We start from the raw sequence: 11,992 nt of genomic DNA, 5'->3' as shown, positions 1-11,992 counted from the left end.
TAACCAAATTTTTTCACTGCGTATCGCAGCTAATTCTTGAATCCGCTGATTCAAAGTGATATATAATACAATATTATCAAATCTTTACTGAAACTCAACCACCCTTACGTCCGCTAGGTTTCTGTATCTGCCGTCATAATCAAGTCCGTAACCGACAACGAACTTGTCAGGAATGGAAAAGCCTATGTAATCGGGCGTGAAGTCCATTATACGCCTTGAGGGCTTGTCCAGAAGCGTACACACGCCGACATAATCGGGGTCACGCACCTTGAGCATCTTTGTAAGATAATTTATAGTATAGCCTGTGTCCACAATATCTTCCACAAGAAGAACACATTTATCTTTCAAAGGTTTATCAATATCACAGACAAGCTGCACAGAGCCGCTGGACTTGGTGCTGGCGCCCTTGTAGCTGGACACTGTTATGAACGCTGTTTCAACTACAGGCTTATCAAGCTTCCTCACCAAATCCGCCATAAAGATGAACGAGCCCTTGAGAACGCCCACGACAAGGAGATCTCTGCCCGCGAAGTCATTGTTGATTTTTTCTGCCAGCTCAGCGACTTTTTCGCTTATACTCTCTTCTGATATGTAGTCTGCAAGTGTATGCCTGTTCACGAACCCTCCGCAACCGTCCATAAATATACACAAAAACAGATTTAAGGACACTGGAACTTTTCAGGAAAAAATACTTTTTTAGTCAACGGAAAGGATAAAGTCAAACAAAAATAATCCGTTAATAGTAATTGCCTAATCATCCGCTGTCTTTTGGGAAAAGAATGTCCGGGTTCTGAAAAACTCTTTCAGTCCAGATAATTTTACCGTCTTTCTCCGCAATAAGAGCTCTGTCTCTGTCAAAAAGTTCAGTTTTACTGTTTATAAAAATATCTTTAAGTTTTTTACTGCCTATCCTGTCTCCGTTCCTTCTGGTGCGGACAGTAAGTTCCGCCTGCTCAAGAGCACCTGAAAATTCAAGCACCCTGCCGCCTGCCGTCAGTCTCTTCTCTCCCGCCGCTTTAAAGACTTCCACAGGCTTAAGAAGATCCGAGTGAAACACCCTAAGCCTGCCATATGAGCATTCAGCGTTGAACCCTTCCGGCAGGTCGATCCTTACGGACTCACCCTCTGAAGCCAGTGCAAGTACATTATCCACATGCCTTTTCTCCGCGCGGAAGAAACCGGAAAGCACACGGCGGATGACCCATGCCTGCTCAAGAGGAGTCAGGGCAAGGAGCCTGTCAGTTTCCATGATACAGACCCCGTTCTCGCAGCGGTAAACACCGCCGAGACGTTTTTCCGTCTCAGAATCAAGCTCGGCTGACTGCTCCATAAGCTGTATAACCTTATCCAGAAACACGGGATTATACCGCTTTATTTCACCGATTATCCCGCTCCGAACCCAATTGCGCAGGTATGAGTGTTCAAGATTCGTTTCGTCAAATGTTGTCTCTATGCCGTGTTTTTCTATATATTCCAGAACATCTTCCGTGGAAATTTTCAGCATGGGACGGTATATGCTGCCCCTTGTGAGCCTTATCCCTCCGAGAGAATAAGGTGATGCGCCCTGAAAAACCCTGATGAAAAAGGTTTCCGCCATATCGTCCTTGGTGTGGGCGGTGAGTATCAGTTCATACCCTTCCCTTTCGGCAACCTCTTCCAGCGCATCATAACGGAGCTTTCTTGCTGCGTGCTCAAGCCCCTGCCCCTGCGCCGCAGCGAGTTCGGGAACATTCCTTTTCTCTGAGCGGAAGGCTATGCCCCGTCTTTCACAGAATAAGCGGCTGAATTCCTCATCACGATCAGCGTTTTCGCCTCTTATCATGTGATTGACATGACAAGCCTCGAAGCTGATTCTCAATCTTTCCGCATTGATATGAAGCCAGTGGAGAAGAGCGCATGAATCCTTTCCGCCGGAAAAAGCGGCAAGAACCTTCCTGCCCGCCATGCTTCCGGCGCTTTCTTCCATGTATCTGTCAAAGGATAAAATCATTCTGTTTGCGGTAAATTTCCGTAAATGCCTTTTTCTTCTCCTCAAAACCGTCCCGCCCGAGGAGTCCGTAAGCATATTCCTTACCCTCCTCAACGCCGGGCTGGTCGAAGGGGTCTATATCGTGGGCGAGACCGATCACAGGCACAACATACTGATAAAGCATGAAAAGCTGACCTAGAGTATATTCATCAAGCACATCAATGATAAGCTTAAGCGAAGGCTTGCCGGTGTTTTTCAGCGCGGCTTCCGTTGCCTTAAGCTCAACATTGCAGAGCTCGCCCATGGTGTGTCCGTTTAAGTAATCATAAGCAGGGAAGGATGATTTCAGTGTTTTGTCGCTTTCGTGGTTAAGCACTTCTATGAAGGTAACAAGCTTATCCGAGGGACCTTCCTTAAAAAGCTGAACAAGGGAATGCTGATCGATTACGCCCACGGACGGAACAGGAGTGGAGCCGAAGAAGACCTCTTTCCCGCTGCGGTCATACCTTTTGCCGAGGCTTTCGCCCCAAAGCTGGCAGAACCAAGCCGAAAACGACTTAAGCCTTGAGCTGTAGGGCATCATAACATTCATGTTGCGCCCGTTGTCCATGTAGTACATGTATATGGAGGCGAGAACGAGGATCATCTCGTAATTATCCGAGGTAATGGACGCTCCGCCCTTGATAAGCCTGTCTATATCCATACCGAGCACCGCAGCGGGAAGAAGCCCCACAGGGCTGAGGACAGAGTATCTTCCGCCTACGTTTGAAGGTACATCAAAGGCACGGAACTTTTTCTCCGTTGCTATTGACCGCATAATCCCTTTATCTGGATCGGTGATTACCACAACTTTTTTGGATATGTCCTTGACATTGCTTTTCAGCCACTCGTAAAGGATGTTGAAATTCGCCGCTGTCTCCACCGTGCTGCCTGATTTTGATATGACGCAGATAAAGGTATCGTCCGGTTCGCAGGTGTTCATGATAGAGGCGACTTTTGAAGGGTCGACATTGTCCGCCACCCAGATTCTCGGCTTGCTGCCCCTTTCTCCGTAGGAGAGGGAGTTGTACCCGAAGGGGAGCAGAGCGTCGCACAGCGTCTCAAGTCCGAGGGATGAACCGCCTATGCCCGCCACTATGAAGTCGTTCACGGAGCCTTTAATCTCCTTGGCGAAGCTTTTCATGGCTACCGTGTTCTGCCCCTTGAGGTTTGGAAAACCGATGCTCCCTGAGTTTACAAGATCAATCAGTCTGGAAAGACCGAGTCTGGCCTTCTCCTTGTACTGCTCGAAGTCAGTCTCGCCCATGCCGCCTTTTATAAAAGCTGACGAGACATAGTTATAATCCAGCCTGATCCTTTCCATCGCAAACCTCCAGAAAGCTCAGGGCTTCGCTGAGCGTGCGTACCCTGTGTACATTTTTTAGCACATCCATAAAGGACTTTCCATAATTTTTAGTTAACAGGCGGTCATCCAGAACTACCCAGAGCCCCATATCATCCTCATGGCGAAAGAGTCTGCCCACCGCCTGCTTGAAATAAATCACCGCACGGGGAAGGAAAAAATCCATAAAAGGATTGCCGCCGTTACTTTTAACCTTCTCGGATTTCTGCTTAAGAAAGGCATCATCGGGATATTCAAAAGGGAGCTTGTCCAGCACAACGCACTTAAGCCCCGTGTGAGCGAAGTCCACTCCTTCACGGAAGATGTTGCAGCCGATGAAGATCCCGCCTGTTTCAAGCTCACGGTCGCTCACATCCACATTTCCCTGTATGAACACTTTTTTATAGGGAAGCGCAGTTTCAAAAAGAGCGGCAAGCTCCTCCATCCTTCTCGTGCTGTTACAGATAACAAGCATTGAACCCTCAAGGCGGGAAGCAAGGGCAGTGTATATGCCGTCGGCGTTCTTATCATTCCATAAGCCTTTGGGAACGTAGATCCGCCCTCTGGTCTCGTAGTCGAAAACTGCGCCTGTCTTAAGTGCGTTAACCTCGCTCGGGTCGTAGCCCAGCTCGGAAAGGAAATAACCGAAGCTGTCCCCCGCTGTGAGCGTGGCGCTTATGAACAGAGGCGAAATGCAGGTTCCTTTCAGTCCTTCCCTGAAATTATCGCCCGCGGTAAGCGGAATAAACTTCACGGTGAAAGAGCCCGCTCCCGCTTCGCAGATCCTCACACCCTCCTCCTCGCCCCGTATGGGAACAAGGGCTGCTTTCAGCTTGGTGAAGGGATCTTTTATCTCTTTTTCGGTTTTGTCTTCTATAATTCTGAAAACAGTTTCAAGGTATCTGTCCACATCGCCCTTCATCTGCTCAAGGAGCATGCGGCTCTCCCGCACTCCGGCAAGGAGAGTGTTGTATGCTCCTGTCGCTGTCTCCGCATCCTTCGGGGAGAAGTGCGTTTTGTTCTCACGTATCAGCGACATGAAGCTGCGAAGATTTATATCGCTTCCGGCGAACAGCGGATAAATATCCGGCAGGGCATGAGCCTCATCGAATATCACATGCTCGGCGAAGTCGAACACCGCGCCGAACTCGCTTTTGCTTTTCATAGCTATATCGCTTGCGAGAAGATGATGGTTGGTGACTATCACGTCCGATGCGTTCGCAGCTTCCTTCGCCCTGTAGAATGAGCAGTGGGCAAAAAACTGGCATGAACTGCCCGTACACTGATAGCTGTCTGCGGTCATTTTTTCTATGACCTCGCCGCCGAACATGCCGAAGGGTATCTCTATCACATAGTTTTCGGCTATTCCCTCAAACCATTTCACAGCGTCCGGATAAAAGCTGGAGCTGGGATAAATGAGGCGGAAGAACCGCTCATGGCAGAAGTAGTTCCGCCGTCCCTTGAGGTAATACACCGCGGGGGAATGTCCGAAAAGCTTGGAAGCTATGGGAATATCCTTGTTCAGGATTTGGAGCATGAGCTGCTTTGTCTTGGTAGATATTATCACCTTCCGCTCAAGCTCAAGGGCGGGAATAAGGTATGACAGAGTCTTGCCGGAACCTGTGGGCGCCTCGACCACAGCCGGAACATGACCGCTCATTGATTTATGGATGAAGTCAGCTATCTCCGCCTGCTGTTTTCTCGGTCTGTAGCCGCTCAGCACCGACGGCAGAAAGTCTTCATCTTCAAAGTAATTTTTTATCGTCATATCATCACAGGAAAATTTATATCACACAGCGGCGGAAGTATAAACTTTTATTTCTTTAAAAATACTTGCATCCTGCACCTGTCATGCGCATAATATACACATAAACGGAGGAACAATATGCACAAAACCAGACTCAATATCAGTATTGATCAGGATATTGCCGACTTTGCCAAGGATTTCGCAAGCGAAAACCGCACTACGGTTTCAGATATAATAACCCAGTATTTTCTGACTGTTAAGCGCAGAAAGGACGGAGAGACCACCGAACGCATACTGGCTGACCCTGCGTTTGCCGAAGCCTTTGAAGAAGTTCAGGAAAAGCTGAGAGCAGGAAAAGCCCGCTGGCAATCCTATGATGAAGTGTTCGGCAGATGAATCAGGTTCTTTTTGAAGAAGCTTTTATTAAAAGTCTGAAAAAACATCAATCCATAAGAAAGATTATTCAAAACAAAATCGACATGATTCTGGCTGATCCGGTTGCAATGGGTGAACCGCTGAAAGGAAATCTACGCGGGTATTGTTCCTGCCCTGTTAAGCGCAGTTTTATAATTATTTATCTTTACTGCCGCATATGCCGCAAAAAAGGTGATGATGCGCATGTCATGTGTGCGGACTGCGATGATACAGGGAGCGATACAGTAAAATTTGTACTCCTCTGACCTCATGGTGAGGCATACGGAATATAAAAGTCAATATGCTTAAAAAACCGAACAAAACATCTTTTTTATGCGTCCATTTTCTGATAGAATTTCTACCCGTCGGAGAGTTAAATGTTCAGAAAATTATCAGCAGTCATCATAGTTCTTATCCTCAGTGTAAGCTGCGGAGCGGCAAAGCAGGAAAAACCCGCGCAGAGCGGTGAACAGCAGCCGAAAGCTGAGACGATCGCCCCTGTGCATCCCGAGCATCAGCCGGACGCCTCTGAATCCAGCAGGGTCACGCCTACTGTTCTTGCAATACGCAAAATTGAAGACAGCGTGGTGAACATCCGCACGGAAAAAACCGTGGAAACAAATGTCAGCCCGTTCTTCAACGACCCGTTTTTTGACGATTTCTTCGGACTGCGCAAACGCAGCTACAAAACCCAGAGTCTTGGCTCGGGCGTTATGATCCGTGAGGACGGAACGGTGGTTACCAACTTCCATGTGGTAAAAGACGCCACAACTATTTTTGTTATCACCCGCGACAACGCCAATTACGAAGCGGAGTTTGTGGGCGGCGACGAATCCATAGACCTTGCGATACTGAAAATTAAAGATCAAACAAAGAAATTTCCGGCGGCGGCGCTCGGCACAAGCTCAGATATTATGTTGGGTGAACCGATAATTGCCATAGGCAATCCATACGGACTCAGCAGCTCAGTCACCACCGGAGTAATCAGCGCCACGGCAAGGATGATGAATATCGGAAATAACTACAGCGTATTCATACAGACTGACGCACTCATAAACCCCGGCAACTCAGGCGGTCCGCTGATTAATATAAACGGCGAGGTGATAGGCATAAACACCGCCATACACCGTCAGGCGCAGGGGATAGGCTTTTCGATTCCTATGGACACAATAAAGAGAGTTCTGCCGGAGATAATGAAAAGCGGAAAGCTCCGCCGCGGACATGTAGGCTTCACCGTTAAGGACACCGCCAAAGGTGAGGACATGATGCCCGTCATAGAATCCGTTGAAAAAGGCTCCAATGCCGAAGAGATAGGTCTTAAAGCCGGAGATGAAGTCGTTGAGGTCGGGGGCGTGCCCATAAACAGTGAAGAGGTAATGTACCACATCCTCCGCAGCTATCCCCCCGATTCATCCGTTGAAATAGGCATAAAAAGGGCTGACGGAACCTTTAAAGGGAGGCTTGTCCTCACTGAGAGACCCTCAGATTTCGGATTAATACATCTGGATACTAAATACGGTATTGCAGTGAGCGAGAAAGATGGTTATCTTACCGTGGCAAAAAGTGAGGGTACCAAGTATATCACCGTCGGCGACATAGTTGTTGCCCTTAACGGAACGGAGCTTGACAACCTAGAACAGCTCAGTCGGCTGATTGAGGATAATCAGGATAAGCCGTTCATCCTCACGGTGTACAGGGACGGCAGACTCTTGCAGATCAAGCTGAACCCTTGATCTTACAATGCAAAAAACTACATCCTGTGTTTTTTGCATACACGCTCGCGCCTTGCTAGGCAAGGCTTCGCTGCGCACGGCGGGCGGCACATCCATGTGCCTGAAAGCAGCAGCAAAGATTTGAATAAAGACAGTAAAAACAATATATCATATACGACAGGATGTACGGATTTTTGTTATATATAAGAGGTATTAATGAACAAGGCTTTTCTTGTGCTGGAAGACGGCACTGTGTTTGAAGGAAAAAGTTTCGGAGCGGACGGAACGTCTGAAGGTGAAGTGGTTTTCAACACCTCTATAACAGGTTATCAGGAAATACTCACAGATCCCTCCTACTACGGGCAGATGGTGGCTATGACTTACCCGCTGATAGGCAACTACGGCGTTAATGAAGAAGACTTCGAGGCATACCGCCCTTACCTCTCTGCGTTTATAGTAAAAGAGCACAGCAGAGTGCACTCCAACTACAGATCAAACGGCAGTCTGGGTGATTTCCTCAAAAAACACGGCGTAATCGGCATTGAAGACATAGATACGAGAAAGCTTGTCCGCCACATAAGGGAGAGAGGCTCCATGAACGCCGTCATATCCACTCAGACGGAGGACACTGAGGCGCTCAGAAAACAGGCGGCGGCTATCCAGACCATCGTCGGCAAAGACCTTGTGAAGGAAGTAACCTGTAAAGTCCCCTATGAATGGACACAGACAGGCTGGCAGCTGGGCACCGGCTACGGCACGCTTGAAAATCCCAAATACCACATTGCTGCCATTGACTTCGGCATAAAAAGAAACATTCTCCGCAACATGGCTGATCTCGGCTGCAAGGTTACGGTTGTTCCCGCCACTGCTAAAATTGAAGAGATAGACGCCCTCAAGCCTGACGGAGTCTTCCTTTCCAACGGTCCCGGCGACCCCGAAGCGGTTACGTACGGCATAGAGCTTACAAGACAGCTCATAGGCAAATACCCTATGTTCGGCATATGCCTCGGCAACCAGATCCTCGGACTTGCCCTCGGCGGAAAGACATACAAGCTGAAATTCGGTCACCACGGCGGCAACCAGCCTGTTATGGACAGCGAGACAGGCAGGGTGGAAATAACCGCCCAGAACCACTGCTTCGCCGTTGATATAGACAGCCTCGGAGATCAGGTTGAAGTAACGCACATGAACCTAAACGATAAAACCGTTGAAGGTCTGAAACATAAAAAATATCCGATATTCGCCGTTCAGTACCATCCGGAAAACGGTCCCGGACCGCACGACGCTACATACCTTTTCAAAAGGTTCACGGATATGATAGAGGAGAGCAAGGCGTAAGGCGATGGTAAAAAAAATCATCGCCGCCGTTGTAATTACAGCCGTTATAGCCTTTGCGGTCACCGCGGTTTTGGGTGTATGGATTGTAAAATCCGAAAAATTTCTGGAAACAACGGAAGTAACCCTTGAGCTTGACCTGCCGAAGAACGGAACCTTCAATCAGTTTTACGACAGGGTGTTCACCCATCTGAACACCCCGCCCTATTTCAGGGGATACCTCATTCATGTAAAAAAGGCGGACAGGCGGATTAAATACGGCTACTACCGTGCCGAAAACATGCTTCTCAGCGATTATCTGGAGAATATTTTCAAAGGAACACAGTCCACCCTTAAGATAACCATCCCTGAAGGCTACAACATACATGACATAGCCTCGGTACTTGAAAAGAGCAACATAATCGGTATTGACGATTTTCTGAAAACCGCTCTGGATGACGAGTTCATATTCAGGCTCACAGGAATCTCTGCCCCCACTATAGAGGGGTTTCTCTACCCCGATACATACTTTTTTCCGCCCTACACCAAGGCAGACTACATTATACGCACCATGTACGCCAACTTCCTGAACAATCTGCCGGAGGACTTCACCGAAAGAGCTGAGGAAAAGGGCTTAAGCTTTTATCAGGCTCTGACACTCGCCTCCATAGTTCAGAAGGAAACCTACATAGACGAAGAAGCGCAAACCGTGGCATCAGTCTTCTACAACAGGCTGAAAAAGCGAATGCGTCTTCAGGCAGACCCGACGATAATTTACGGAAAATACGCCGAGTTTGACGGAAACATACGCAAGGAAGACATAAGAGACGGTGAAAACCCATACAACACGTATATGATAAGAGGACTTCCCCCCACCCCCATCTCAAACCCCGACAGACAGTCACTGGAAGCGGCGGCTTACCCCGCTGTCACGGATTATCTTTTCTTTGTGGCAAAGCAGGACGGAACCCACGTTTTCACAAAAACATACGATGAACACCGCAGGCAGGTTTATCTGCATCAGATAAGACGGGAGCAGAAATGAGAGTAGCCGCCATAGACATAGGCTCAAACGCCGTAAGGCTTATTATAGCAGAGATTCAACACGGAGTGCTTACTGAGGTAATCCATTCCGACAGAATAATAACGAGGCTCGGTAACGGGATTAAGAATACAGGAAGGATCTCTGAGGAATCTGTCCTGAAAACACTTATAGCCTTACAGAAATTCGCAAAAGCAGCGGAAGAGCATAAGGCGGCGAAGCTCACAGCCGTTGCCACCAGCGCAGTGCGAGAGTGCTCCAACAGGGAGGATCTGCTCATTCCCGCAAAGGAGATAGGCATATCCGTAAATGTGATTGACGGCGAAACCGAAGCGGCGCTGGAGCTTGCCGGGGTTCAGTCCGGAATTGAAACTGGCGGACGCAGAACCCTTATCTTCGACATAGGCGGAGGCTCCACCGAATTCATATACACTGAGCCGAATGTGCCGGTAAAAGTTATGAGCATCCCTCTCGGTGTGGTAAAAATGGCGGACTCCTACAATTTCCGTGAACCCTGCATAGAAGAGCACATGGACAGAATACGCATACCGCTTTTTACGATCCTCAACGATGTAAAAAGAGAAATGGACTTTCAGCCCGAGCTTTTGATCGGCAGTGCGGGCACACCCACGACCCTAGCCGCCATTGATCTCAAAATGAAAGAATATGACTGGAAAAAAATAAACGGTTACCCCTTGAAAAAATCGAGGATAGAACAAATATTCATTGAGTTATGTTCACTCACGGCGGAGGAGAGGCTTCTTCTTCCCGGCATGGAGAAAGGGCGGGAGGATCTCCTGATACCCGGAACCCTTATCACGCTGGAGCTTATGTGCATGACGGGAATGGAAACACTCACTGTTTCAGACTTCGGTTTAAGGGAGGGTCTCGCTGTTGCAGCCGCAAACAATTAACCTCATAGCCACTCCGTTTATAACAGGCTTAGTGGGTTATGTTACTAACTGGCTTGCCATCAAAATGCTCTTCCGCCCCCACAGACGGAGATGGTACTCCTTCGGCTGGATAGGCGTAATTCCCCGCAACCGATCCAAGCTCGCTTCCAAAATAGGCATAATGGTGGGCGAAAAGCTCATCGGAGAGGAGGAGATCGCAAAGGCGGTCAAATCCGAAAATGTCCAGAACGCCATATCCGCCACAATCGAAAAAGAGCTTGAGAAATTCCTCAGAACAGACCACGGAAGCATAAGCGATATATTGGAAAAAATCGGTCTCCATGAGGAGACGGTTATAAAGAAGCTCACCGACCTTCTGGCGGATGAAGCAACCCTGAACAGCCTCAGCGAGGCTCTGGCGTCCATATCGGCACCCATGCTTGAGCGTCTGGCGGACACTGAAATCAGCACTCTTCTGCCTGACGGAGGGCTTGAGCCTGTCCTCAAAAAAGTTTTCACCGAAGGAAAATGGCAGCCCGCTGTTATAAATGAGCTCTCAAACAGGCTGAACAACCTTGTTCTCTCAGGAAAATCCTTCTCGGATCTCCTGCCGGACAAGCTCAATGAATCCACAGGCAAAATATCCGATTTTCTCACTGACAGAGCTCTGGATATTCTGGACAGGCTGTTCGAGGACGATGAATCCCGAAAAAAAGTTGCGGAAAGACTCACAAGCCTCAAGGACGGAATGTTCAGCGGCGGCGGGCTGGATCAGATTAAGCTCGGCTTTCTCAATATGTTTCTGAACGAGGACACCATAAACGACCTTGTGCAGGAGCACCTGCCCAAGCTGATAAGCGGGATAAAAGGCGACCCCGTCATGAAGCGCCGCATATCAAACGGAATAAAAGGCAAAATAGACGACTTTCTCCATAAACCCCTTTACGCACATGCAGGCAGGATAGGCTTTGAAACCATATACGAGGTAAGAGGCGACTATATCACCCGCATTCAGAAATATCTTTCCTCCGACGGATTCGCAGAAAGCATATCCAAGGCAGCCTGCGGCATGCTCACGGAACGCGGGGCAACAATAGGCTCCGCAGCGAAGATGATAGGCATAGACCTCAAAAACGGGGAAACAGCATCGGCACTCATAACAAGACTCGCCGGTTCCGGCGTGCTGAAAAGCACACTGCCGCATGCCATATACAAAATCCTCAAGGGAATACGCGCGGCAAACCTCTATGACGGCATGCCGAAGAAATCTTTTCTCGCTGTAAAAAATAAGCTTCTGGAGGAGATAAATATTCTTCTGGAGAAAAATGTTCCCGGACTTGTGCGCGCTGTGGATCTTCCGGGAATAGTGGAGAAAAAGATAAATACACTGAACCTGTATGAAGTTGAGGACATTCTATTTGACTTTATGAAGGATCAGTTCAAATGGATAAACAGGCTCGGCTTCGTGCTCGGGTTCCTGTTCGGTCTGATTCAGGTGGCTTTCTTCATCTTCCTTTGAG

The 11,992-nt window shown here is 48.4% G+C and carries 10 protein-coding genes; 6 read left to right on the top strand and 4 right to left on the bottom strand.

Annotation, left to right across the window (positions count from 1 at the left end):
• Positions 1-84: 84 nt before the first annotated feature.
• The 4 genes from hpt to EP073_RS06305 all read right to left on the bottom strand — a co-directional run bounded on the left by hpt (position 85) and on the right by EP073_RS06305 (position 5,118).
• Positions 85-618: a hypoxanthine phosphoribosyltransferase gene (gene hpt / locus EP073_RS06320; protein WP_241654054.1), complete on the bottom strand. Its 534-nt coding sequence runs from the start codon at positions 616-618 to the stop codon at positions 85-87.
• Between the two features lie 136 nt (positions 619-754).
• Positions 755-1,990, bottom strand: coding sequence for a tRNA lysidine(34) synthetase TilS (gene tilS / locus EP073_RS06315; RefSeq protein WP_164885292.1), 1,236 nt, complete (start codon positions 1,988-1,990; stop codon positions 755-757).
• Positions 1,974-3,332, bottom strand: a complete 1,359-nt coding sequence (locus tag EP073_RS06310) for a glucose-6-phosphate isomerase (protein WP_128466320.1) — start codon at positions 3,330-3,332, stop codon at positions 1,974-1,976. Before EP073_RS06310 ends, tilS begins: the two co-directional genes overlap by 17 nt.
• Positions 3,307-5,118, bottom strand: coding sequence for an ATP-dependent DNA helicase (locus EP073_RS06305; RefSeq protein ID WP_128466319.1), 1,812 nt, complete (start codon positions 5,116-5,118; stop codon positions 3,307-3,309). Before EP073_RS06305 ends, EP073_RS06310 begins: the two co-directional genes overlap by 26 nt.
• A 117-nt stretch (positions 5,119-5,235) precedes the next feature.
• On the opposite strand from EP073_RS06305, the gene EP073_RS06300 reads away from it, so the two are divergent.
• From EP073_RS06300 to EP073_RS06270, 6 genes are all read left to right on the top strand, one after another.
• On the top strand, positions 5,236-5,493 hold the full coding sequence (locus EP073_RS06300) for a DUF6364 family protein (RefSeq protein WP_128466318.1): 258 nt from the start codon (positions 5,236-5,238) through the stop codon (positions 5,491-5,493).
• 395 nt (positions 5,494-5,888) lie between these two features.
• Positions 5,889-7,244: a S1C family serine protease gene (locus EP073_RS06290; protein ID WP_128466316.1), complete on the top strand. Its 1,356-nt coding sequence runs from the start codon at positions 5,889-5,891 to the stop codon at positions 7,242-7,244.
• A gap of 195 nt (positions 7,245-7,439) precedes the next feature.
• Entirely contained in the window at positions 7,440-8,561 is a 1,122-nt protein-coding gene (carA, locus tag EP073_RS06285) for a glutamine-hydrolyzing carbamoyl-phosphate synthase small subunit (RefSeq protein ID WP_128466315.1), read from the top strand.
• Between the two features lie 4 nt (positions 8,562-8,565).
• Positions 8,566-9,582, top strand: coding sequence for an endolytic transglycosylase MltG (mltG, locus tag EP073_RS06280; protein ID WP_128466314.1), 1,017 nt, complete (start codon positions 8,566-8,568; stop codon positions 9,580-9,582).
• Complete coding sequence (locus EP073_RS06275; protein ID WP_128466313.1) at positions 9,579-10,493, top strand: Ppx/GppA phosphatase family protein; 915 nt, start codon at positions 9,579-9,581, stop codon at positions 10,491-10,493. The genes mltG and EP073_RS06275 overlap by 4 nt, the downstream gene beginning before the upstream one ends.
• Positions 10,474-11,991 (top strand): DUF445 family protein, encoded by a 1,518-nt coding sequence (locus EP073_RS06270; protein WP_128466312.1) that lies wholly within the window; start codon positions 10,474-10,476, stop codon positions 11,989-11,991. Before EP073_RS06275 ends, EP073_RS06270 begins: the two co-directional genes overlap by 20 nt.
• Position 11,992: the final 1 nt, after the last annotated feature.

It is taken from the genome of Geovibrio thiophilus (assembly GCF_004087915.1).
Taxonomy (GTDB): domain Bacteria; phylum Chrysiogenota; class Deferribacteres; order Deferribacterales; family Geovibrionaceae; genus Geovibrio; species Geovibrio thiophilus.
This window is presented reverse-complemented; position numbering and strand designations above follow the sequence as displayed.